The organism is Streptosporangium becharense (genome assembly GCF_014204985.1).
Taxonomy (GTDB): Bacteria; Actinomycetota; Actinomycetes; order Streptosporangiales; family Streptosporangiaceae; genus Streptosporangium; species Streptosporangium becharense.
The window spans coordinates 5422793-5445848 of the sequence record NZ_JACHMP010000001.1; the positions used below are offsets into that span (position 1 = coordinate 5422793).

At 70.8% G+C, this 23056-nt stretch carries 22 protein-coding genes and 1 tRNA gene; 12 read left to right on the top strand and 11 right to left on the bottom strand.

Going from position 1 to position 23056, the window contains the following annotated elements:
- Nucleotides 1–3: 3 nt before the first annotated feature.
- Nucleotides 4–582, top strand: coding sequence for a TetR/AcrR family transcriptional regulator (locus tag F4562_RS23775; protein ID WP_311733959.1), 579 nt, complete (start codon nucleotides 4–6; stop codon nucleotides 580–582).
- A gap of 133 nt (nucleotides 583–715) precedes the next feature.
- Here F4562_RS23775 and F4562_RS23780 read toward each other — a convergent pair whose 3' ends face one another.
- Both F4562_RS23780 and F4562_RS23785 read right to left on the bottom strand, forming a co-directional pair.
- A complete protein-coding gene (locus F4562_RS23780) occupies nucleotides 716–1303 on the bottom strand; it encodes a GNAT family N-acetyltransferase (RefSeq protein WP_184541072.1) in 588 nt (195 codons plus the stop codon).
- Nucleotides 1304–1383: 80 nt separating this feature from the next.
- Nucleotides 1384–1944, bottom strand: coding sequence for a YdeI/OmpD-associated family protein (locus F4562_RS23785; RefSeq protein ID WP_184541071.1), 561 nt, complete (start codon nucleotides 1942–1944; stop codon nucleotides 1384–1386).
- A 76-nt stretch (nucleotides 1945–2020) separates the two neighbouring features.
- On the opposite strand from F4562_RS23785, the gene F4562_RS23790 reads away from it, so the two are divergent.
- The 3 genes from F4562_RS23790 to F4562_RS23800 all read left to right on the top strand — a co-directional run bounded on the left by F4562_RS23790 (nucleotide 2021) and on the right by F4562_RS23800 (nucleotide 5765).
- Entirely contained in the window at nucleotides 2021–3223 is a 1203-nt protein-coding gene (locus tag F4562_RS23790) for an acyl-CoA dehydrogenase family protein (RefSeq protein WP_184541070.1), read from the top strand.
- 48 nt (nucleotides 3224–3271) lie between these two features.
- Nucleotides 3272–4447: an acyl-CoA dehydrogenase family protein gene (locus tag F4562_RS23795; RefSeq protein WP_375782466.1), complete on the top strand. Its 1176-nt coding sequence runs from the start codon at nucleotides 3272–3274 to the stop codon at nucleotides 4445–4447.
- Between the two features lie 172 nt (nucleotides 4448–4619).
- Nucleotides 4620–5765 carry an acyl-CoA dehydrogenase family protein gene (locus tag F4562_RS23800; protein WP_184541069.1) on the top strand — a complete coding sequence of 382 codons (1146 nt, stop codon included), beginning with the start codon at nucleotides 4620–4622 and terminating at the stop codon, nucleotides 5763–5765.
- Between the two features lie 186 nt (nucleotides 5766–5951).
- Here F4562_RS23800 and F4562_RS23805 read toward each other — a convergent pair whose 3' ends face one another.
- A complete protein-coding gene (locus F4562_RS23805; protein WP_184541279.1) occupies nucleotides 5952–6536 on the bottom strand; it encodes a TetR/AcrR family transcriptional regulator in 585 nt (194 codons plus the stop codon).
- A gap of 244 nt (nucleotides 6537–6780) precedes the next feature.
- On the opposite strand from F4562_RS23805, the gene F4562_RS23810 reads away from it, so the two are divergent.
- Nucleotides 6781–7518: an NERD domain-containing protein gene (locus tag F4562_RS23810; protein ID WP_311733958.1), complete on the top strand. Its 738-nt coding sequence runs from the start codon at nucleotides 6781–6783 to the stop codon at nucleotides 7516–7518.
- A 68-nt stretch (nucleotides 7519–7586) separates the two neighbouring features.
- On the opposite strand, the gene F4562_RS23815 is transcribed toward F4562_RS23810, so the two are convergent.
- Nucleotides 7587–9014: a vWA domain-containing protein gene (locus tag F4562_RS23815; RefSeq protein WP_184541067.1), complete on the bottom strand. Its 1428-nt coding sequence runs from the start codon at nucleotides 9012–9014 to the stop codon at nucleotides 7587–7589.
- A complete protein-coding gene (locus F4562_RS23820) occupies nucleotides 9011–9862 on the bottom strand; it encodes an AAA family ATPase (protein ID WP_184541066.1) in 852 nt (283 codons plus the stop codon). The genes F4562_RS23815 and F4562_RS23820 overlap by 4 nt, the downstream gene beginning before the upstream one ends.
- A 100-nt stretch (nucleotides 9863–9962) precedes the next feature.
- On the opposite strand from F4562_RS23820, the gene F4562_RS23825 reads away from it, so the two are divergent.
- Both F4562_RS23825 and F4562_RS23830 read left to right on the top strand, forming a co-directional pair.
- Nucleotides 9963–10039: transfer RNA gene (locus F4562_RS23825), tRNA-Lys, on the top strand.
- A gap of 242 nt (nucleotides 10040–10281) precedes the next feature.
- Entirely contained in the window at nucleotides 10282–10980 is a 699-nt protein-coding gene (locus F4562_RS23830; RefSeq protein ID WP_184541065.1) for a hypothetical protein, read from the top strand.
- Between the two features lie 106 nt (nucleotides 10981–11086).
- Here the strand turns inward: F4562_RS23830 and F4562_RS23835 are convergent, their stop codons facing one another.
- Nucleotides 11087–11944, bottom strand: a complete 858-nt coding sequence (locus tag F4562_RS23835; RefSeq protein ID WP_184541064.1) for a transporter substrate-binding domain-containing protein — start codon at nucleotides 11942–11944, stop codon at nucleotides 11087–11089.
- 9 nt (nucleotides 11945–11953) lie between these two features.
- Nucleotides 11954–12517 carry a hypothetical protein gene (locus F4562_RS23840; protein ID WP_184541063.1) on the bottom strand — a complete coding sequence of 188 codons (564 nt, stop codon included), beginning with the start codon at nucleotides 12515–12517 and terminating at the stop codon, nucleotides 11954–11956.
- Between the two features lie 422 nt (nucleotides 12518–12939).
- On the opposite strand from F4562_RS23840, the gene F4562_RS23845 reads away from it, so the two are divergent.
- Nucleotides 12940–14193, top strand: a complete 1254-nt coding sequence (locus F4562_RS23845) for a cytochrome P450 (protein WP_184541278.1) — start codon at nucleotides 12940–12942, stop codon at nucleotides 14191–14193.
- A 253-nt stretch (nucleotides 14194–14446) separates the two neighbouring features.
- On the top strand, nucleotides 14447–15928 hold the full coding sequence (locus F4562_RS23850; protein ID WP_184541062.1) for a leucine-rich repeat domain-containing protein: 1482 nt from the start codon (nucleotides 14447–14449) through the stop codon (nucleotides 15926–15928).
- Between the two features lie 147 nt (nucleotides 15929–16075).
- Here the strand turns inward: F4562_RS23850 and F4562_RS23855 are convergent, their stop codons facing one another.
- Nucleotides 16076–17074, bottom strand: coding sequence for a PLP-dependent cysteine synthase family protein (locus F4562_RS23855; protein WP_221206777.1), 999 nt, complete (start codon nucleotides 17072–17074; stop codon nucleotides 16076–16078).
- A gap of 52 nt (nucleotides 17075–17126) precedes the next feature.
- Here F4562_RS23855 and F4562_RS23860 point away from each other — a divergent pair, with 52 nt between their 5' ends.
- Nucleotides 17127–17798 (top strand): winged helix-turn-helix transcriptional regulator, encoded by a 672-nt coding sequence (locus tag F4562_RS23860; RefSeq protein ID WP_184541061.1) that lies wholly within the window; start codon nucleotides 17127–17129, stop codon nucleotides 17796–17798.
- A gap of 85 nt (nucleotides 17799–17883) precedes the next feature.
- On the opposite strand, the gene F4562_RS23865 is transcribed toward F4562_RS23860, so the two are convergent.
- Entirely contained in the window at nucleotides 17884–18609 is a 726-nt protein-coding gene (locus F4562_RS23865) for an HAD-IA family hydrolase (protein ID WP_184541060.1), read from the bottom strand.
- A 346-nt stretch (nucleotides 18610–18955) separates the two neighbouring features.
- Here F4562_RS23865 and F4562_RS23870 point away from each other — a divergent pair, with 346 nt between their 5' ends.
- Nucleotides 18956–19279 (top strand): hypothetical protein, encoded by a 324-nt coding sequence (locus F4562_RS23870; RefSeq protein WP_184541059.1) that lies wholly within the window; start codon nucleotides 18956–18958, stop codon nucleotides 19277–19279.
- A 161-nt stretch (nucleotides 19280–19440) separates the two neighbouring features.
- On the opposite strand, the gene F4562_RS23875 is transcribed toward F4562_RS23870, so the two are convergent.
- Both F4562_RS23875 and F4562_RS23880 read right to left on the bottom strand, forming a co-directional pair.
- A complete protein-coding gene (locus F4562_RS23875; protein ID WP_184541058.1) occupies nucleotides 19441–20385 on the bottom strand; it encodes a sugar kinase in 945 nt (314 codons plus the stop codon).
- 153 nt (nucleotides 20386–20538) lie between these two features.
- Nucleotides 20539–21540: an IclR family transcriptional regulator domain-containing protein gene (locus F4562_RS23880; RefSeq protein WP_246473534.1), complete on the bottom strand. Its 1002-nt coding sequence runs from the start codon at nucleotides 21538–21540 to the stop codon at nucleotides 20539–20541.
- Between the two features lie 464 nt (nucleotides 21541–22004).
- Here F4562_RS23880 and F4562_RS23885 point away from each other — a divergent pair, with 464 nt between their 5' ends.
- Nucleotides 22005–22856 (top strand): DUF4253 domain-containing protein, encoded by an 852-nt coding sequence (locus F4562_RS23885; RefSeq protein ID WP_311733957.1) that lies wholly within the window; start codon nucleotides 22005–22007, stop codon nucleotides 22854–22856.
- Nucleotides 22857–23056 lie beyond the last annotated feature (200 nt).

Sequence of the window (23056 nt, forward strand, 5' to 3'; positions counted from 1 at the left end):
AGGGTGAAGTCCCAACGTGCCGAGCTCGTCGCCGACACCGCCATCGGCCTGCTGGTGGAGCGGGGGATGCGCGGTCTGACCCACCGGGCGGTGGACGAGGTGGCCGGTCTGCCGGCCGGCTCCACGTCCAACCTGGCCCGCACCCGGTCCGCCCTGCTGGAGCTGGCGCTCGCCCGGCTCACCCAGCTGGAGGCGGCCGCCTTCCAGCCGATCCTCGACATCGCCCGGCCCGGCGACCTCGACGCCCTCGCCGAGATGGCCGCCCAGGTGCTCCACCTCCAGCTGACCGTCGGCCGTCGCCACACGATCGCCCGTTACGAGCTGGCGCTGGAGGCGACCCGCCGTCCCGAGCTGCGCAGGATCTACGACCGGTCGGGTGAGCGCTTCCGTGAGCCGGCGGTCGCGATCCTCTCCGCCGCGGGGTCTTCCGACCCCGTCCGGCACGCCCGCCAGGTCGTCGCCTTCTGCGAGGGAGTGATGTTCGACGCCGGGGTGGGGGCCGGCGTCGAACCGACGCTCGACGACCTCCGCCTCGGCGTCAGGGAGTTCCTGCGCGGCATGCTCGGCGGGGAGAGCCCGTGAGGCGGGCACGGTGGCGTGTTCAAGCAGGAGAGTCCGTGAGGTGGACCCGGCGCGTGCTCAGCGGGGAGGGGCTGTGAGGCGGCGGGTCCGGTTCGTGCTCAGCGAAGGCTCGTGAGCCGGGCCCGGTTCGTGCTCAGCGGGGAAGGCTCGTGAGCCGGGCCCGGTGGGCGGGCCACTCGTCGTCCAGGATGCTGAAGTAGGCGGTGTCCCGCCAGGTGCCGTCCGGGCGGCGGCGCTGGCGGCGCAGGACGCCCTCGGAGACGCCGCCGATGCGCCGGATCGCGGTCTGCGAGCGGGTGTTGAGGATGTCGGTCTTGAGCTGCACCCGGTTCACGCCGAGCTTGTCGAAGGCGTGATCGATCAGCAGGATCTTGCACTCGGTGTTCACCGCCGAGCGCCACACGGCCCGGCCGTACCAGGTCCAGCCGATCTCGATGCTGTCGGCGTAACCGGGGGTGTCGAGGTAGCAGGTCCAGCCGACCGCGCGGCCGGTCTCCCGCAGGATCACCGCGTGCGGCACGTGGTCGGGGTCGTCGATCAGGCCCTTCGCGAGCGCCTCCAGTTCGCCCTCGGTCCGCGGAGCCGGGGCGGGCAGCCAGCGCCATACCTCCTCGTCGCCGCCGCCGGCCAGGAACAGGTCGGGGACGTGGCCGGGGTCGAGCGGCTCCAGGCGGACGACGTCGCCGTGCAGGACGGCGGGGGCGGGCATGCGCGTGGTCATGCCGGTGACCCTACGGGCCCGAGTGGACCTGGCCCAAGGTCCACTCAGGGGGTCTTCGGGGAGACCACTCGGCGGCCGGATCAGGAGAGCCTGCGTCCACGCGCCGACTCCGTGATCAGTTGCGCGAGGCGCTTCTCCCTCGTCTCCGGCCTCTTGGCGCTCGTCACCCAGTGCACGACGGTCTTCCGGTAGCCGGGCGGCTGAGCCTGGAACCACTCCCAGGCGTCCGGCTCCGCCTGGAAACGCCGCCGCTGCTCCTCGTCCAGCACGGGGTCATCGCGCCGCTCGTGCGAGTAGATGGCGGAGTTGGCGTCGGTGCGCTTCTCGAAGGCCCGCAGCCCCGCGGGGTGCATCAGGCCCCGATCGGTCAGCTCGGCGACCTTGGCGATGTTCACCGCGCTCCAGGTGCTGCCCGGTCTGCGTGGGGTGAAGCGGATGCAGTAGCTCTCGGCGCCGAGACTGCGGCGGACGCCGTCGATCCAGCCGAAGCACAGGGCCTGGTCGACCGATTCCGACCAGGTGATGCTCGGACGGCCGGTGCCCTTCTTGTGGAACCCGACCAGTAGTTCCGTCGCGATGGTGTGATGCTCTTCCAGCCAGGTGCGGAACTCTTCCGGGGTGACGAAATAGGTGGGATCCATGGGTCGAGCATAGAAGGCGTGTCGACACTCATACCGTCCGGTCGGTACGCTCCTGGAGGACCGTGAGGAGGGGCCGGTGGATTTCGCGTTCGACGCCCGGACCGAGGAACTGCGCGGGCGGCTGCTCGCCTTCATGGACGAGTGCGTCTACCCGGCGGAGGAGGCCTTCGAGGCTCAGGTCGCGGAGAGCGGGTGGGCCGGCCCGCCGCTGCTGGAGGCTCTCAAGGAGGAGGCGCGCAGGCGCGGCCTGTGGAACCTGTTCCTGCCCGGCGAGCACGGCGCGGGACTGACCAACCTGCAGTACGCGCCACTGGCCGAGATCATGGGCCGCTCACCGCGGATCGCCCCCACGGCGACCAACTGCGCCGCCCCGGACACCGGCAACATGGAGGTCCTCTCCATGTTCGGCAGCGACCGGCAGCGCAAGGAGTGGCTGGAGCCGCTGCTCCGCGGCGAGATCCGGTCGGCGTTCGCGATGACCGAGCCCGACGTCGCGTCCTCCGACGCCGCCAACATCACCCTGTCGATCATCAGGGACGGCGCCGAATACGTGATCAACGGACGCAAGTGGTTCGCCTCCGGTGCGATGAACCCCGCCTGCAAGATCTTCATCGTGATGGGCAAGACCGCCCCCGAGGCGTCCTCGCACCGGCAGCAGTCGATGGTCCTGGTGCCGCGCGAGACGCCCGGCGTGCACGTCAAGCGGGGCATGCACGTGTTCGGCTACTCCGACGCCGACCACGGCGGCCACGCCGAGATCGTGTTCGAGGACGCCCGGGTGCCGGCGGACAACCTGATCGGTGAGGAGGGCGGCGGCTTCGCCATCGCCCAGGCCCGGCTCGGACCCGGGCGGATTCACCACTGCATGCGGCTCATCGGGATGGCCGAGCGGGCCGTCGAGCTGATGTGCGTCCGCGCGCTGTCGCGGACGGCGTTCGGCAAGCCCCTCGCCCGCCAGGGCGTGGTCCAGGACTGGATCGCCGAGTCGCGCGTGAAGATCGAGCAGCTCCGCCTGCTCGTGCTGAAGACCGCCTGGCTGATGGACACCGTGGGCAACCGGGGCGCCCACACCGAGATCCAGGCGATCAAGATCGCCACCCCCCGCGAGGTGGAGTGGATCCTCGACAAGGCCATCCAGTGCCACGGCGCCGGAGGTGTCAGCCAGGACTTCCCGCTGGCCGGCCTGTGGGCGGCCGCCCGGTCCTTGCGGCTCGCCGACGGGCCCGACGAGGTCCGCAAGCGCTCCCTGGCGCACCGGGAGCTCAAGAAGCACATGTGACCGGCCCGCGGATCGCGCCGGCACGAGGCATCGACGAAGGGAGCGTTCGTGGCGCTGGACGAAGAGACGGTCAGGGAGCGGGTGGCCGCGTTCCTGGCCGGGCACGACCCGGCGGGTGACCGGCTGGAGTTCCTGCGGGCCCGGTTCGACGCCGGGCTGGCCTGGGTGCACTTTCCCGAGGGGCTCGGCGGGCTGGGTGCCCCCCGCGAGCTGCAGAACGTCGTGGAGCGGGAGTTCACCGGCACCCCGCAGATCAACCACGGGTTGCAGACGATCGGCCTGGGCATGGCGGCGCCGACGATCCTGGCGTTCGGCACCGACGAGCAGCGCGGGCGGTTCCTGCGTCCGCTGTGGACGGGTGAGGAGATCTGGTGCCAGCTCTTCAGCGAGCCGGGCGCCGGATCCGACCTGGCCACCCTCGCCACCCGCGCGGTCAGGGACGGCGAGGAGTGGATCGTGGACGGGCAGAAGGTGTGGACCTCCGGGGCCCACCACTCCAGATGGGGCATCCTGGTCGCCAGGACCGACCCCGACGTCCCCAAGCACCGGGGGCTCACCTACTTCGTGTGCGACATGCACGCCCCCGGGGTCGAGGTCAGGCCGCTGCGGCAGATCACCGGTGAGGCCGAGTTCAACGAGGTCTTCCTCACCGGGGTGCGGCTCGGCGACGACCTGCGGCTGGGGGAGGTCGGCGACGGCTGGCGGGTCGCCCAGACCACGCTCATGAACGAGCGGGTGGCGATCGGCGGCGGGCCGGTCCGGCGGGGCGGCGGCATGATCGGCCTGGTCGCCGACACCTGGCGGGCCCGGCCGGAGCTGCGCACCCACGACCTGCACGGACGGCTGCTGCGCCTGTGGGTGGAGGCCGAGGTCACCCGGCTGGCCGGCTCCCGGCTCCGCGAGCAGCTGGCCGCCGGGCAGCCCGGCCCGGAGGGCTCCGGGATGAAGCTGTCCTTCGCCTCGCTCAACCAGGCCCTGTCCGGGCTCGACGTGGAGATGCGCGGTGAGGAGGGCCTGGCCTACGACGACTGGACCTTCCGCCGTTCCGACGCCGTCGACTTCTTCGGCCGCGGTCCCGGTTACCGCTACCTGCGGGCCAAGGGCAACTCCATCGAGGGCGGCACCTCGGAGATCCTGCGCAACATCGTCGCCGAGCGCGTGCTCGGCCTGCCCTCCGAGCCCCGCGTCGACAAGGACGTCCCCTGGAAGGAACTCCCCCGATGACGCGGAGCGAGGCCGACGCAGTGAGCGGAGTGGGTCGTGAGGGACGAGCGGTCCGCGTAGTGAACGAGGAGTGGTGAGCGACCGATGACGCGGAGCGAGGCCGACGCGGTGAGCGGAGTGGGTCGTGAGGGACGAGCGGTCCGCGTAGTGAACGAGGAGTGGTGAGCGACCGATGACGCTGCTTTACACCGAGATCGAGGAGGATCTCCGGGCCTCCGTCCGGGATCTGCTCGCGGACCGCTGCGGGCCCGGCGTCGTGCTGAGGCGGGTCGAGTCCGCGACCCCGTACGACGCGGAGCTGTGGAAGACGTTGGCCCAGGAGATCGGGGTGGCCGGCCTGCTCGTGCCGGAGGAGCACGGCGGTGCCGGGGCGTCGGCGCGGGAGACCGCGGTGGTGCTGGAGGAGCTGGGGCGGGCGGTGGCGCCGCTGCCGTTCCTCACCAGCTCGGTGCTCGCCGTCTCGGCGCTGCTCGGCTCCGGCGACGGGCTGCTCGGCGCGCTGGCGGCGGGGGAGGCCACGGCGGCGCTGGTGGTGCCGTTCGCGGTCTCGCCGTATCGGTTCGCCGAGACCGCGACCGTACGGGACGGCGTGCTGAGCGGGCAGGTGCGCGCCGTCGCCGGCGCCGACGTCGCCGACGTGCTGCTGGTGCCCGCGGGCGGTGGGCTGTACGCGGTGGACGCGGCGGACGCGACGGTGGAGGTCGTCCCGTCACTGGACCTGACCCGGCCGATCGCGACCGTGACGCTGTCGTCGGCCCCGGGCCGGCGGATCGAGGGTGCGGACGGCGGTGACGTGCGGCGGGCTCTGCTCACCGGTGCGGGTCTGCTCGCGTCCGAGCAGCTCGGCGTCGCCGAATGGTGCCTGAACACGACGCTCGCCTACATCAAGGAGCGTCACCAGTTCGCCCGGCCGGTCGGATCCTTCCAGGCGATCAAGCACCGGATGGCCGATCTCTGGCTGGACGTCGTACGCGCTCGCGCCGCCGCGAGGAACGCGGCTCACCTGCTGGCCGGGGCGACCGGCCCGGCAGTCGGAGGCGACGAGCGGGACGGGCAGGACGAGCGGGACGGCCGGGACGGGCAGGACGGCAGGGACACCGAGCTGGCGGTGGCGGTGGCCAAGTCCTGGTGCTCGGAGGTGGCGCTGCGCGTCGCCGAGGAGAGCGTGCAGCTTCACGGCGGCATCGGGATGACCTGGGAGCACCCGGTGCATCTCTATCTCAAGCGTGCCAAGGCCGGTGAGATCGCACTCGGCACGCCGGGCGTGCACCGGGACGCGGTGGCGGTCCTCGCCGACCTGCCGGGCCCGGTCGCCTGACCGTCCCCCTGCCCGATCGGGGGCACCGGGTTCGGAGGAGGACCGGGTTCGGAGGACCGGCCTGAGTGGACGGGGCTTTCGCATGGGTCCCGTGCGGCGTGGAGCCCATGCCGCGTGGGGCCCGTGCGGCGTGGAGCCCATGCCGCGTGGAGCCCATGCCGCGCGGGTCCCGTATGAGGGGGGCTCCTAAGCGGGGCGGAGGGAGGCGAGGAGCAGGTCGGCGAAGTGCCTGCCGATCTCCGGCCCGGAGAGCGCACCCTCCGGCTTGTACCAGCTGCCCAGGTGGTGGACCGAGCCGAAGAAGAAGTCGACGACGATGTCGGCGGGGATGTCGGACCTGAAGGTGCCCTCGCGTTGCCCCTCGGCGACCAGGTCGCGGAAGCGCTCGTGGTAACGGCGCCGTTCGACGCGGACGCTCTTGCGGGTGTCGGGTGCGAGCAGGTGCATCGAGCGGAAGAAGATCTTGGAGTCGTCCAGGTTGGCCGCCGTGGTGGTCACGACGTCGGCGGCGGCGGCGTGCAGCCGTTCGGTCACCGTGCCCGGACCGTCGGCGAAGTGGTTGAGGCGCTCCATCTGCATGCGCAGCACGCGTCCGTAGATCTCGTGGAGCAGGTCGTCCTTGGAGTCGAAGTAGTGGTACATGGCGCCCTTGGTGACGCCCGCGGCCGAGACGACCTCTTGCACCGACGTGCTCTCGAAGCCCCGCTCGGCGAACAGCCGCGTGGCCTCGCTGAGCAGGCGCTGGCGTACCGGCTCCTGGTCCTGAGTCATCATTCCCCCAAGGTGTGGTGGGGAAAGCATACCGACTGGTCGGTCGCGTCGACGACGGTCAGGGGTGAACCAGGGGTACTGGCGGATATGTGTTACTTGCATCACCTTCGCCGGGAGAAGATACCCGGGATCCTTGGTTGGGTATTTCATAGTCTAAGGATCTTCAGCGAGGCAGATCCCCCTTCGTTCCTTGTCCGACCGTCCGAGCCTCCGGGGGTGCGCTGTGCCAGGCGGATCCATTTACGTGACGCCAGACGACCAGGTCCACGGCCTGTCGCCGCAGGTCATGTACGAGCAGTTCTGGATCAAAGAGGCCGGTGAGCGCAGGAAGATGCGCGCGGTCAAGGCCGTGGGCGGCCTGGCCGTGGGCGTCGCGCTGGCCTACCGGTTCGGGCTGTCCGTGCCGATCATGGCGATCGTCGGCGCCGCGCTCGTCGCCGCCGGGGACGCGATCTGGGCCTGGCGGTCGTACGAGGCCACGGCGGTCTGGCGTGGCCGGCGTCGCGGCGAGAACATCACCCGCAAGCTGCTCCGCCGCAGGCTCACCAGACGGGGCTATCAGATCCTCGACGGCCGGGCTGTTCCGGGCAAGGCGTCCGTCGACCACCTCGTCATCGGCCCCGGCGGTGTCTGGGTGGTCGACAACGAGGCGTGGGACCCGGAGACCGAGATCGCCCGGTACGGCGATCGGCTGTTCCTGGGGGAGAAATACGGCTCGAAGGTGGCCAAGGCGCTCGTCGACGTCTCCGAGTCGCTGGCCGAGGTGCTCTCCCGCGAGTCCGGCGTCCCCGTCACCATCGAGCCGTTGCTCGCCGTGCACGGCGGCGAGCTGAGGCGGTCGGTCACTGCGGAGGGCATCACGCTCCTCAAGCCCCGCCTGGTGGCGCGCTGGATCCTGAACGGGCCGCGGGCCGAGTACGACGACGCCCAGGTGGAACTGCTGGCCCGGACCGCCGCCCGGGTGTTGCGCCGGATGAGCTGATCCGGTGTCGGGCCCGGGCGAGGGCCCGGGGCTCAGGCGAGGTCCTGATCCGGTGCCGGGCCCAGGGCTCAGGCGAGGTCCTCGACGAAGGCGGCCAACTGCGTGACGTTGCGGCACTCCCGCATCGGGACGACCCCGCCGTACGCCGTCGCCAGCGAGTCGCCGGTGTCCCACTGGGCGACCGGCTCCGGGTTGAGCCAGTACGCGTGCCGGGCGGCCCCGGCCAGGCGCCCGAGTGTCTCCAGCGCGGGCGGCTGGTAGTTGGACCGCGCGTCACCCAGGATCAGCAGGGACGTCTTCGGTCCGACGGCGTCGCCGTAGCGTTCGGCGAACCGCTCCAGCGCGTAGCCGTAGTTGGTCCGCCCGAACCGCACCATGTCGGCCTCCTTCGTCAGCCGGGTCATGGCCTCGACCACGTCGGCACCCGGCGCGAAGAAGCGGGTGATCTCGTCCACGGTGTCCACGAACCCGAACGCGCGGACCCTGGCGAACTGCTCGCGTAGCGCGTAGGTCAGCAGCAGGGTGAAGTGGGCGAAGGAGGCGACCGAGTCGCTGACGTCGCAGAGCACCACCAGCTCGGGCCTGTGCGGCCGGCGCGGCCGGTTGAAGGTGGTCAGCGGCACCCCGCCGCTGGACAGCGAGGCCCGTACGGTCCGGCGGAAGTCCAGCCTGCCGCGGTGGCCGAGGCAGTGCTTGACGGTCAGCCGGGAGGCCAGGCGGCGGGCGAGGGGGTGCACCTCCCGGCGCAGCCTGGCCAGGTCGGTCCGGGTGATCCGCAGGAAGTCGAGCTGTTCCAGCGGCGGACGCACCGAGGAGCGGGCTATCGGCTCGATACCGGACTCTTCGGCGATCCGGCGGCGGACGTCGGTGCCGACCGCGTCCTCGAACCGCCTGATGTTCTCACCGATCCGCTGCCGGGCGACCTTCTCGGCCAGCCCGCCACGTTCTCGCCCGCCCAGAACCTCCGCGAGCAGCCGGGCCATCAGCGTCTCCGGGGAGAGCGTCCGCATCACCGGGAAGGAGAACCACTTCTGCCTGCCGGTACCCGCGGGCAGGCGCCCGAAGCGTTCCACCATCGCCCGCGCGAACCCGTCCATCCCGTCGGCGCCGAGCAGCAGTTCCGCCAGCCGGTCGCGCAGCTCGGGGACCGCGGCGTTCTCCAGATCCGGCCCGCCCGCCCCGCCGCCCGCGTTCCCCCCGTCCGGCCTGTTCTCCCCGCCCTGCTCGTTCTCCCCGTCCGCCGGAGCGGTACCGCGGCCGGCTCCCGGGTCACTCGTCGTGGCCGGGAACCACAGGTCGAAGAGGATGTCGAAGCCCGGCCGGTACGAGGGCCGTTTGACCAGCGTGGCCGCGTACGCGGCGCGCAGCGACTCCCGTTCGGTCAGATCGATCACCCGCAGGGCCTCGACCGCGTCCAGCCCCTCGGCCGGGGACACCGGCAGCCCGGCCTCACGCAGCGCGTGCACGAACCCCACGTGCCGGTCGAGCAGGCTCACAGACCCAGCTCCTTGCGTGCCCGGGTCTGGTCGGAGGCATGTTTGAGCACCACCCCGAGGGTGGCGCCGATCGCCTCCTCGTCCAGCTCGGTCCGGCCCAGCGCGATCAGGGTGTTGGCCCAGTCGACCGTCTCGGCGACCGAGGGGGCCTTCTTCAGCTCCAGGGAGCGCATCGTGGCGACCGTCCGGGCGAGCTGCTCGGCCAGGTCCGCCTCGATGCCCGGCACCCGGGCGAGCACGATGTCGCGTTCGCGCTCCGGCGTCGGATACTCCAGGTGCAGGTAGAGGCAGCGCCGCTTCAGCGCCTCGGACAGCTCGCGTGTCGCGTTGGAGGTCAGCACCACGTACGGCCTGCGCACAGCGGCGATCGTGCCCAGCTCGGGGATCGTCACCTGGTAGTCGGACAGGATCTCCAGCAGCAGCCCTTCGACCTCCACGTCGGCCTTGTCGGTCTCGTCGATGAGGAGCACCACCGGGGTCTCGGACCGGATGGCGGCCAGTAGGGGCCGCTCCAGCAGGAACTCCTCGGTGAAGATGTCGTCGTGGGTGGCGTCCCAGCTCTCGCCCTGCCCGGCCTGGATGCGCAGCAGCTGCTTCTTGTAGTTCCACTCGTACAGGGCCCTGGCCTCGTCCAGGCCCTCGTAGCACTGCAGCCTGATCAGCCGTGCCCCGGTCGCCGTCGCCACGGCCTTGGCCAGCTGGGTCTTGCCCACTCCGGCGGGCCCCTCCGCCAGCAGCGGCTTGCCGAGCGCTCCCGCCAGGAAGACCGAGGTCGCGATGGAGTCGTCGGAGAGGTAGTCGACGGCGCCGAGCCGTTCGCGGACGTCGGCGGGCGAGGCGAACCACATGTGTGCTCCCAATCATTACCGAATGTTGTTCTAGCCTAGCCGTTGGCCGTCCGTTAATTCGAAGTCCCGTCCGATGTGCGCTATTCTTCAAGGGCTTCACGCGCCGCTAGCTCAGTTGGTTAGAGCAGCTGACTCTTAATCAGCGGGTCCGGGGTTCGAGTCCCTGGCGGCGCACCATGGCTCAGGCCGATGAGACGGGCACCCTCACCTCAGGTGAGGGTGCCCGTTCCGTTTCCGGGAAGGGTCCGCGTGACCCGTACGCCGTGATCCGTGCGCCGTGACCCGTGCGTGACTCGCGGCCTCGGCCGTCGCCGTCCGTCGATCCGTTTCCGGACCGTGGGGGAACGGCCGTGGGGGAACGGCCGCGCGGTCTGCCCGCCGGTCTCCGGGCCTCGGGGCGGGTGGCTAGGATCGCCGCCGTGACGAGAAGATTGATCGCTCTGACGGTCGCGGCCGGGGCCGCCGCACTGATCACGCCGGTACCGGCGTCTGCAGCGTCGGAGGTCTCCCCGGCCCCCGTGTCCGCCGCGGCCTCGGCTCTTCCTGCGGCCTCAGCCCTTCCCGCTGTCCCGGCCCTTCCCGCGGCCGCCGGCCTCCTCACGCCCTCTGGGGCGTCCGACATCGCGTTGCTGCGTCTGCGCCACGGGCTGACCCTGGAGATCCCGAACTCGTGGCGGGTGTACGGTACCGAGGACCAGCTCCGGGTGGTGACCGGCTCCTGCAAGCGGCCGAAGGGCCCCTACTCCGAGCCCCGGTGCGACAGCTTCTGGGTGATAGGGCCGAAGGCTCTCAAGGCCGGCGGTGAGGGGTTCACGCCCTACAACCCGAACCGTGGCCCCTTCTACCCGGCGGTCGACGTGATGCCGTGCGCGCGGAACCCCAAGTACGGCCAGGTCCTCGGCAAGGCGATCGCCGTCGGCAACCGTGGCGTCGGCGTGGCGCACCCGGCGCAGTACCGGGTGTGGCCGGGCCGGTGTGTGACGTACGACGACGGCACGCAGAAGTCGACGTTCAACCAGCGCGAGTGGTACCTGCCGGAACAGAAGATCCTCATCGTCGACCAGTGGGCCACACCCGGCCTCGACAGGATCCTGAAGCACGCCATCTGGGACAACTGAGCCGCGTCCCGCGCAGCCGTGTCTCTCCCGGCCTCACCGCCCCTGCCGTGTCCGCCGCCGAGGGACGAACCGGGCGGCTCCCCGCCGAGGGGAACGGGGGCCGGGCTCAGGTGTCGTCCTCGCACTTGTCGAGGTCGGTGGGCTTGTGCCGGTCCGGGACGACGCCGGGGAAGTGCCGGGCGAAGAACTCGGCCCAGTCTCCCTCGGCGAGGAACTCGCGCAGCTTTCCGGTGAGGATCCGGCAGTCGGCGCCGGAGTTGTCGGGAAGACCGATGCCGTACTGCTCCTCCGCGCCGAAGGTCAGATCGGGCAGCACGTGGACGCCGGGGTTGGCCCGCGCGAAGCCGTACAGGACGAGCTGGTCGGTCGAGACGGCGTCGACCTGTTCGTCGAGCAGCCGCCGGACGCAGTCTTTCAGCGCGGTCTCGACGGTGAGCGTGAGTTTTCTCGGGTCTTTCTCCTTGAGCTGTTCATGGGACGTCGTGTGGTCCGCCACGCAGACGTTTCTTCCTCCGTTCACCAGGTCGTCGTATTTTCTGATCCGGTCGTCGCCGTCCCGGACCATGACTCCCTGGCGGGTGATCATGTACGGCCCGGCGAAATCCACTGTCTCCCGGCGCTTGTCGGTGATGGAAAGGGTGGCGGCCACCAGGTCGACGCGTTTCTCCTCGAGCGCCGCCATCCGCTCCCTGAGTGTCACGTCCACGTACTGCCGCCTGACGTTCAGTTTGCTGCTGAGCCAGTCGACGAGTTCGATGTCGAATCCGGTGCGTACGTTGGTGCCCTCCTCGTGGGTCGACCAGGCGGGGTGGTCGGTGGTGACGCCGACGTAGACCACCTCACCGGAGACGAGGGAGGCGGGGCGTGGGGTCGCCTTGGCCGTGGACGCCGGGGAGGCGGCCGGCTGGCAGGCGGTGGTGAACAGGCAGGCGGCGAGAACGGCCTGCCGCAGGGTTCGGTTCACGGGGGCTTCCTAGTTGTAGAGGACGGCCTCGGAGACGTCCAGCGTGAGCTCGCAAGCCGGGTCGTTCACGCTGAGGGTGACCAGGAGGAGTGCCTGGCGTTCGGCGCCGGTCAGGGGCAGCCGGATCTCTCTGCCGGACCGGGTCTCGACCGGGGTGCCCCGGCCGCCGTCGATCACGGGTACGACGTCGAGCGCGGCCGGCAGGACGCAGTTTCCGGTCGGCCCCTGGTTGACCAGGGTGAGGGTGAGGGCGAGGTTCTCGCGTGCGGGCGGCCGGCCGGGGACGTGCAGGACGGCCTGGTTTCCATCGCGCATGTCACGGCCGCCGGAGACCCCGACCAGGTCCGTGACCCTCAGGTCGGGTTTGTGGAAGAGGAACCACCACGTCGTCGCCAGACCGAGACCGAGGCTGAGGGCTATCGCGATCGACAGCGCCAGCGAGAGCCGCCACCCCCGCACGTGCGGCTGGGGCTCCCGGGGGCGGAAGAGGACCGCGATCAGCATCGCGACGGTGGCGATCACGAACGACAGGGTCTGGGAGATCTCGGCGCCCTTGGCACCCTGAGCGAGCAAGGCGATTCCCAAGAAACAGGTCGCGATGCACGCTGGGATAAACCACACCATGTCCCTTAAATGGGACATTCGATCTGACTTTCCTGTCATTCGGCCCACTTTCCCGGCGACTCGCCGGGTGGTCTACGGGGAAGCGCAAGAAGGGTATTGGATAAAGAATATGTCCATTGATCGGAAGATGCGTTCCCAACCCGGGAGGTAGGCGAATCGCGCAACGGGAGGCCGAATTCCGGCATGTGCGAATTGCTACATCTGAAGGTGCCGTATACCGGAAGCGCTCTCGCCTGCCCCAGACGATCCGTATCCGGTACGGATCGTGCATCGCGCCGCGGGAAAGGTTACGGTCGGCGGCATGGACACACGCGCACACCCGGCGGGCTGACCGGCCCCACCACGCCGCTTGAGGAGTCGATCCGGTGAGCATGAGCATGAGCCTGTCCGTCGACGAGGCCGGCCGCGCGCTGGCCGACCCGGCCGCCTACGCCGACGACGCCCGGCTGCACGCGGCCCTGGCGCTGCTGCGCCGCGAAGCCCCGGTGCACCGGGTCGAGTCACCCGGTTACAACCCCTTCTGGGCGATCACCCGGCACGCCGACGTCATGGAGGTCGAACGGGACAACACGCTGTTCGTCAACGCCCCCCGCCCCCTGCTGACGACGGCGGAGTTCGACGCCATCCGGCGGGAGCAGCGGGCGACGGGGAGGGAACTGCGTACCCTCGTCCACATGGACGACCCGCAGCACCGGGTGGTGCGGGCGATCGGCGCCGACTGGTTCCGGCCCAAGGCGATGCGCGCACTGGAACCGCGGGTGCGGGAGCTGGCCAGGAGATACGTCGACCGGATGGTCGAGCACGGCGGCGCGTGCGACTTCGTCACCCAGATCGGGGTGCACTACCCGCTGTATGTGATCCTGTCGCTGCTCGGGCTGCCCGAGTCCGACTTCCCGCGCATGCTCAAGCTCACCCAGGAGCTGTTCGGCGGCGCCGACGAGGAGTTGCGCCGCGGTGCGGGGGTGCAGGAGCAGATCGCCACACTCATGGACTTCTTCGCCTACTTCCGCGCGCTGACCGAGTCGCGCCGGGCCACCCCCACCGACGACCTGGCCTCGGCCATCGCCAACGCCCGCGTCGACGGCGAACCGCTGTCGGACGTCGACACCGCCTCCTACTACGTGATCATCGCCACCGCCGGGCACGACACCACCAGCGCGACCATCGCCGGAGGGCTGCACGCCCTGATCGACCACCCCGACCAGCTCGACCGGCTGCGGGACGACCCCGGCCTGCTGCCGGCCGCGGCGGAGGAGATGATCCGCTGGGTCACCCCGGTCAAGGGGTTCATGCGCACCGCCACCGCCGACACCCACATCGCCGGGGTGCCGATCGCCGAGGGCGAGTCCGTGCTGCTGTCGTACCCGTCGGCCAACCGCGACGAGGACGTCTTCGCCGACCCGTTCCGCTTCGACGTCGGCCGCGACCCCAACCGGCACCTGGCCTTCGGGTTCGGCGTCCACTTCTGCCTCGGCGCCGCGCTCGCCCGGATGGAGACCCGCGCGTTCTTCGCCGAGCTGCTGCCCCGGCTGGACTCGATCGAGCTCGCCGGCGACCCGGAGCTGAGCGCCACGACCTTCGTCGGCGGCCTCAAGCACCTGCCGATCCGCTACACCCTCACCTGAGGGCGGCGCCGTCACACCCTCACCTGAGCGGGCGGCGCACCCGGCGGCGGAGCCTCCGGCTCGGCTCCGGTGCGTGACCATCCGGCGCCGAAGAGGGGCGTGACCACCCGGCGGCGGAGGGCGGCCGGCCGCGCGGGGCGTCTCACCGACCTGCAAGCCGCTCCCAAGTATCGGCCCCTAGCATCGTGCGCGGCTCCGGTGCCCGGAGTGCGAGGTGCGGGCACGGGCAGGTGGGCGACGCTGAGGAGAGATCATGACCTGGAACGACCACAAGCATGTCGAGGAACAGATCGACAGGTGCCTGCGCGACGGGTCGACCACGCTCAGTCTCTCCCTGACCGGGCAGAAGACGTTGCCCGAATCGATCGGCGACCTCACCCACCTGACCGAGCTCCGCGTGCACTTCAGCCCATCACTGATCGCTCTGCCGGAGTCGCTGGGCAACCTCGTCAACCTCACCAAGCTCGACGTGAGCCAGAACCAGCGGCTGACGACCCTGCCGGAGTCACTGGGCGACCTCGTCAACCTCACCGAGCTCGACCTGCGGGCCAACCGGTTGACCTCGCTGCCCGAGTCGGTGGGGAACCTCACCAGGCTCACCGCGCTCAACCTGTTCCACAACCGGTTGACCTCCCTGCCCGAGTCACTGGGCGACCTCGTCAACCTCACCGCCCTCGACCTGTTCCACAACCAGTTGGCCGCTTTGCCGGAGTCGTTGGTGAACCTCACCGAGCTCACCATGCTCATGGCGGGCAAGAACCGATTGACCTCTTTGCCGGAGTCGCTGGGCGACCTCCGTGGCGTCACCTGGATCTACCTGGCCGACAACCAGCTGACCCGACTTCCGGACTCGCTGGGCGACCTACCCGACCTCGCCTGGCTCAACGCGAGCCACAACCGGCTGACCTCCCTGCCGGAGTCGTTGGGCGGTCTCACCGCCCTGGAGGCGCTCTTCCTGGAGAACAACCAGCTGACCGCCCTGCCCGAGTCGCTGGGCGGCCTCGTCAACCTCACCAGGCTCTACGTGAGCCAGAACCGGTTGACCTCCCTGCCGGAGTCGCTGGGCGGCCTCGTCAACCTCGTCGACCTCGAGGTGAGGGGCAACCGGCTGACCTCCCTGCCCGAGTCGCTGGGCGACCTCACCGCCCTGCCCGCGCTCGACGTGAGCGACAACGAGTTGATGTCCCTGCCGGAGTCGCTGGGCGACCTCGTCAACCTCACCAAACTCGACCTGAGCCGCAACCGGCTGACGTTGTTGCCGGAGTCGCTGGCACGCCTCCCCAAGCTCAACCGGCTCCAGGTGTCCTCCAACCGGCTGGGTGCCCTGCCCGGCTGGCTGGGGGACATGGCCAAGCTCGCCAGGCTCGATGTGAACGGCAACCGGTTGACCGCCCTGCCTGACTGGCTGGGCCACCTCCCCAAGCTCGCCAGGCTCGACCTGAGCGACAACGAGTTGACCTCCCTGCCCGAGTCGCTGGGCGATCTCGTCAAGCTCACCAGGCTCGACCTGAGCCGCAACCGGCTGACCGCCCTGCCGGAGTCGCTGGGTGACCTGACCAAGCTCGCCTGGCTCGACCTGAGCGACAACGAACTGGCCGCCCTGCCCGAGTCGGTGCGTGACCTCGTCAACCTCACCAGGCTCGACCTGAGCGGCAACCGGTTCGCCGACCTGCCCGAACCGCTGAAGGACCTCCCCAGACTCGCCAGGCTCGACACGTACCGGCAGCGCGTCTGACCGGGCCGGACGACTCCGCCGTGCCGGGTCCTCATCCGGGTAGACGACCCGCCTCCGCTGCCGCGCCGGGCGGGCGGACGACGCGCGTCGTCGCCTGCGCCGGGCGATCTCCGTTCCGGCTCCGGCCTCGGAGCGCATGGTCAGTGATCAGCATCGGTACACGTCGGTACTGAGATACTTCAGCCCCGAGTCCACCAGCAGGGTGGCGATCCTGGTGGCCGGGCCGAGGCGCTGCCCGACCCGGATCGCGGCGAGGACGTTCGCACCGGACGATGTCCCGGCGAACAACCCTTCCTCCCGGGCCAGGCGCCGGGCCATCTCCTCGGCGTCGGCGGTGGCGATCGGAACGATCTCGTCCGCGAGGGCGGGGTCCCACATCGGCGGCGGGTAACCGATGCCGATGCCTTCGATGCGGTGGGCGCCGGGCCGGCCGCCGGACAGCACCGCGGACTCGGCCGGTTCGACCGCGACGACCCGGAGCTCTGGACGGTGACGCTTGAGAGCGGTCGTCGCTCCGCGCAGCGAGGCCGCCGTGCCGACCGACTGGACGAACACGTCGACCCGCCCGCCTGTCTGCTCCCAGATCTCCTCGCCCATCGGGTGGTAACCGGCGACGCTGTCGGTGTTGTCGAGCTGGTTGGTCCAGTAGGTGCCCGGCTGCCGGCTGAACCCCTCGGCCGTCTCGATCATGCGCCGGATGAGCGCTTTCGTGATCATTCCTCCCTCGCTCGGGACGAGGCTGAGCTCCGCGCCGAACGCCGCCATCTGGAGTAGTTTGTCCTCGCTGAACGCGTCCGAGCTGACGATCCGGAGGCGGTATCCCTTCACCGCGCAGACCAGGGCGAGGGAAGCACCGGTGCTGCCGCCCGTGTACTCGACGACGGTGTCACCGGGCCTCAGCCGCCCGTCGCCCTCGGCCCTGGCGATCATCGCCTGCGCCATGCGGTCCTTCATGCTGCCGGTCGGGTTCTGGCCCTCGACCTTGACGAATATCTCCGCGCACCCGGCCGGCACGACCCTGCGTAGCCTGACCAGCGGCGTGTTTCCGATCGCCGTCAGCACGCCGTCACCCATGTCCATGATCTGACCGGTTCTTTCGATGCCCTTGTCCACGCTTCGATCGTCGACCGGTCGCACCGCCGTCACCAGTTCAACTTTTGAACCGGCGTAGCCGCCCACCTCCGCGTACCATGCACCGGTGAGCGGATACGGGCAGTTCTGCGCGGTGGCGCGGGCTCTGGACGTCCTGGGTGAGCGGTGGACACTGCTGATCGTGCGGGAACTGCTGCTCGGCGCGGCGACCTTCACCGACATCTGCCACGGCCTGCCCCGCATCCCACGGGCGACCTTGTCCGCGCGGCTGCGCACACTGCGCGCCGCGGGCATCGTCGACGACGGTTACCGGCTCACCGAGGCGGGCACCGCGCTGGCCCCGGTGGTGCGGGAACTGGCCCGCTGGGCCGTCGCCACGGACAGCGCCGCCTTGACCGATGACCATCTCGACACCGCCGCGCTGACCTGGGACATGCGACGCCGCGTCGACGTCGGCGCGCTGCCCGAGCGCACGGTCGTGCTCGCGATCGAGTTCACCGACCGTATGCCGTCCGACGGCAACTACTGGCTGCACCTGTCCCGGGCGAGCGTCAACCTGTGCCGGCAGGACACCGGGGCGCCCGTCGACGTCTGGCTCACCGCGCCGACCGCGGCGGTGACCGGGTGGTGGCTCGGTGACCTGTCCTGGGAGCAACTGCTGCGGCAGCCGGGAGTGCGGGTGCACGGGGATCGGGCTCTGCGACACCGGATGCACCACTGGTTCAAGCGCTACCTGTTCACCCCGGAAGCCCTCGGTGTGACGGATCCGGGCCGCTGAGCACGCGCCGTGATCCACGATCGGCCGCACGGCGATCGGCCCTCGCCCGAGGGCGTCGGGGCGAGATCGGAGGCACCCGGAGTCGTCACCGGGGGAGCACGGCTTCCGGAGCCTTCCGCCGGACCGGCGGGGTGCGGCGGACCGGCGGTGTTCCGCGCACGCCCGCCGCCCCGGCGCTCACGCCCGTCCCGGTGAGGTCCGAGCGGAGCTGGGAAACGCCGGTGAACAGCACCGCTTCGATGCCGAGGGCCTGGGCCGCGGCGACGTTCTCCCGCCTGCCGCCGACGAACAGCAGGTCGTCCGGGCGTGCGCCGAGCCTCGCGCACACCTGCGAGAACACCTGTGGATCGGGCTGGGCCCGGCCCAGGTCGGCGCTGAAGAACCGGTGCCGGAACAGGCGTGCCCAGGGCTGGTCGTCGATCAACTGGGCCAGTTCCGCCGGGGCGTTCGAGAGCAGGGCCAGCGCGGCGCCGGAACCGGTCGGTTCCCGCAGGAGCGCCAGGGTCTCCTCGTTGGGGTGCGTCCAGGCCCGGAGATCCAGGGTGACCAGGACCTCAAGGAGATCGGGGTCGACGGTTCTGCCCAGCCGCCCGCCCACGGCGCTCCAGAAACGGGACGCCTCCACCTCGCCGACGTCGTAGGGTCGCCGCTCCCGCTGGTAGACCGGCCAGAACTCGTGCGACGCGACGCCGAGAGCACGCGGCAGCAGGGCGCCCGCCTGCTCGGGCGGTGCCAGGCTGACGACTCCGGCGTAGTCAACGACGACCCACTTCACACGTGCCCCCGACTGGTCGGCGATGAGCCCTCTCATCCATCAACGATCACGATGCTCTTGATCGATCGACTTTCTAACATCTAGCAGGTTTGAACGAACATGTCGAAGGTTCGGAACGATGTTCTGTGCAGGGGAGGGGGAGGGGCCTCGTTGGAGCTTCCTCTCCGGGAGTGCGCGATCGGGCTTGCCGGCAGGGAGCGGTGACTCCGGCCTGGCGTCCGGGAGTGGCGGCGCTGCGTCTGTCACCCGAGGATGAACCGCGCCGGCTTTCGTGGAGGCCCTGAAGCCGGCATCATCTGCCGGCGGAAAGAACGGCCGCGGACGTCCGCCACACACATAAAATCCGACAGCCGGGCAGCCGGGGTGAATGCGAGGACGCGACGTGAGTTTTGATCTCGGGGTCTGGGTCGGGGCCGGACCGATCACGGCGGACGAGGCCTTCCGCAGGTATGCCGCGTGGAGTGACGGCGACGCCGTCCCAGGCGAGCCGAGCCCGGAGACGGCGGCCTTCTACGACGAGCTGACCTCGGTCTTTCCCGATCTCACCGCGGAGAACTACGGGACCTCGCCGTGGTCCGAGCCGCTGACCGTGAGCGAGGACTTCGTGCTGATGAACGCGGTCTTCCCGCGGGCCGGGGAGGTGTGCCGTGCGGTGCTGGAGCTGGCCCGCCGGCATCCACTGGTGCTGTTCGACCCGGAACCGTGACGGGGCCCGTCGCCGGTGCCGGACGCGGGCCCGGTGACAGACCTCCGTCGTCGACGTCGCCGGACCCGCCCCGGGCTTTGGCGGGCCCGTCCCGGGCTCCGCAGGTTCCGCCCCGGGCTCCGGTGGCGGATTCGGGGCGGGCCGGAGGCTTCGCGGAGCGGTCAGCGGCTGACCGCGTCCGCCGGGCTGAGGAGGTCCAGGTCGCACCGGCGGGGCAGGCTCTCCCAGTCGCCTTCGGCGGTGACCGCGAAGGCTCCCGCGGCGCAGGCGGTGGCCAGGCGCCGCTCGGGGTCCGCCCCCGCGATCGTCTCGGCCAGCCATCCGGCGGCGAAGGCGTCGCCGGCGCCCACCGGGTCGAGTTCGGTGACCGGGTACGGCTCCGCGTGCCGTACGGTGCCGTCGGACACCTCGACGGCGCCGAGCGCGCCGCGCTTGATGAGGACGTGGCAGGGGCCCAGGTCCGACAGGGCACGGGCCAGGGCGACCGGGTCGTCACCGTCGACGACCAGGCGGGCCTCGGCCTCGGTCGCGAACAGCACGTCCACGGCGGGGACGATCTCGCGAAGCGCGGCGGACGCCCGCTCAGGCGTCCACAGGGCACGCCGGTAGTTGACGTCCATCGACACGGTCACGCCCGCGGCGCGGGCCTCGGCGACGGCGGCGTGCACCGCGTCGGCGGCGGACGCCGACAGCGCGAGAGTGATCCCCGTGACGTGCAGCACGCGCGCCGAGCGGATCAGCGTGACGTCGAGGTCGGCGGGGCGGAGTCGGGACCCGGCGCTCGCGGAGCGGTAGTAGCGCACGTCGACGACCTCGGCCGTGCGCCTGCTCTTGACCATCAGGCCGGTGGGTGCCTCCGGGTCGACCCGCATCCCCCGGACGTCCACGCCTTCGCCGGAGAGCGTCGAGCGCAGCAGCTCCCCGAATTCGTCGGCGCCGACCCTGCCGATCCAGGCGGCGCTCGCACCGAGGCGGACGACGCCGATCGCCACGTTCGACTCCGCGCCGCCCACGCCGAGGCCGAAGTCGCGGGCGTGCCTGAGCAGACCGGTGCGCCGCGCGGTGAACAACGCCATGCTCTCGCCGAGCGTTACCAGATCGATCATTGAAAACAGCTCCTTGTCGGGCTCGGGCGGTCGGCCGCCGGAATAGGGATCGGGCTCGGGCGGTCGGCCGCCGGGGTCATGCGGTCGGTCGCCCGAGCCGGGATCGAGGTCATGGGTCGGTCACCGGGGCCGGGATCGGGGTCATGCGGTCGGTCACCGGGTCGAGCCGAGCTTCCTGGAGATCCGCAGTGCGGTCTCCGTCACCAACGGCCCCAGGTCGCGGACGCGGGCCGCGGTGATCCGCGAGGTGAGACCGGACACGGAGATCGCCGCGACCACGGCGTCACCGTGGTTGAAGATCGGCGCGGCGACGCAGCGCACCTCGGGCTCGTTCTCCCGGTCGTCGACCGCGTAGCCCCGCTGCCGGACGCGGCGCAGCTCGGCGCGTAGGCGGGCGGCGTCGGTGATGGTGTGCCGGGTGACGGGCGGCATCCCGGCGGCCACGACCTCCTCGACGGACTCGTCCGGCTGCCAGGCGAGGATGGCCTTGCCCACCGCCGTGCAGTGGAGCGGCGCCCGGCTGCCGATCCGCGAGGCCATGCGGACGTTGGTCTCGTTCTCCACCTTGTCGATGTAGACCACGTCCGGCGGGTCGTACACCACGAGGTGGACGGTCTCCCGCACCTGCGACATCAGCCGGTGGGACTCCTCGGCGGCCACCGTCCGCAGGTCGAGCGTGGCCAGGTACGCCTGGCCCAGCCGCAGGGCACCGTTGCCCAGGCGGTAGGCCCCGGTTCGGCGGTCGCGCTCCAGGAGCCTGGACTCGACGAGGGGAACGGTCAGCCGGAGCACCGTGCTCTTGGACAGGCCGAGCGCCTCGGCCAGCCGGGTGAGCGGCAGCCCGTGACCCGGGCCCGCGTGGTCGCGTACGTACTCCAGCACGGCGAGGGCTCGCCGCAGCGAAGCCGACTGGTTGCGTTCCGCGGGCCGTTCCGGTTCCGCGGACGGGTCCGGTTCCGGGGAGCGGTCCAGGTCGGCGGACGGGTTCGGTTCCGTGGGCCGGTTCGGTTCCGCGGACGAGTCCGGTTCCCGGGAGCGGTCCAGGTCGGCGGACGAGTCCGGTTCCGGGGAGCGGTCCGGGCCGGTAGACGGGTTCGGTTCCAGGGAGCGGTCCAGGTCCGTGGGCCGGTCACGTCCCGGGGCGGAGTCGTTCATCGTGGTGTTCCGCGACGATCTGATTGCTCGAACACACAGATCAAGGTAGGGGAGAGCAGATGCTTTGTGGACATCTGCAGCACAAGGTTGTGCATTGCACAACACGGCCATCCTGTCCTCCCGGCTGCGATCGGGTGCTTTCCGGGGGCCGCGGCCGACAGGGAGACGAACTGTGAAGGTCCGCCGGCCGGTCTCCGGCGACCGGCGAGCGCGGGGCGGCGCGGACCGGTCCCGGCGCGGGCCGATTCCGGCGCGTCCGGGGGTGGAACTCCGGGTGCCCGAGCCCGGAGCGGGAGGCGTCCGGGTCTGGAGTGGAAGGTGTCCGGGCCCGGAGCGGGAGGTGTCCGGCGTGCGACGTGAGGAGGCGGCCCCCCGCCCGGTTTCGTACTCTTCTGTACCGATAATTTTTGCCGGTGCCAGGGCAGAACTGTCCCTTGGGACGCTTGACAGGCCAAAATTGATCCGTGGTCAGGATCGGATCGGTAGAGATGGACGATTGCGAGCGGGGGCACCTTCCGCCACTTCTGGGCCAGCTGTTCGCCGACGGGGGCGAAGGCCGGTGGCTCCCCGTGGAGCTGCCGCCCGGTGACGTGGTCTGGCCCGACCCGGGTTATTCGCAGCTGTCGATCCGCGTCCGACCGGCTTTCTGGCTCAGTGAGGTGACGGTGTCCGGGGAGTACTGGGCCCTGCTGCGTGCCCAGCACGAGCACTCCGGCCTCTGGCCGGTGCTGCTGGAAGACTCCGTCCAGCCCTGGGCGGCCGGGCAGATCGCTCCGGACGCCCCTACCGAGATCGACAACTACCACGCCGCCGCGTTCATGACCGAGGTCTGGTCCGACTGGGTGGCGAAGGCCCACGCCGACCAGATCGACCTGCTCGACCCCTTCGGCCCGCAATGCCCCGGGCCCGCGCCGCCGGGGAGGCTGGTCGCCGACCCGGGTGTGGTCGCCGACTGGTACGCCGGCCTGGTGGCCGAGCGCAGGACCCCGCTCGGTCTGGTCGCGGTCGAACGGGGCGCCGACGCGCTCGCCGTCATGGGCTGGCAGGGTGCGCTGAACCACAACGAGTGGATGGTCCCGCTGGCCGCCGTGGTGCGCAGCTGGGAGGACAGGTTCGGGGCGAGGGTGGTCGGCATGGGGTTCAACACCCTCGACCTGAGCGTCGCCGCGCCGCCGACGACCTCGGAACACGCCCTGCACGTCGCGGCCGAGCACTGGACGTTCTGCCCCGACAGCATCATCCAGGGTGCCGGAACCCTCATCGACTACGCCGAGCAGATCAAGGGCAGGAACGCCTGGTCGTTCTGGTGGGACTGACGGCGGGACGGGCTCGGGAACAGGTTCGGGACGGGACGTCGGGACGGGCTCGGGACGGGCTCGGGACGGGACGCCGGGACGGGCTCGGGAACAGGTTCGGGACGGGACGCCGGGACGGCCGTGTGACAGCCGTTCCGGCCTCCCGGGGAGCGTCCCGGGGTAAGGGTTTCTTGAAGGTAGTAGGTAGATCTTCTGGGCTT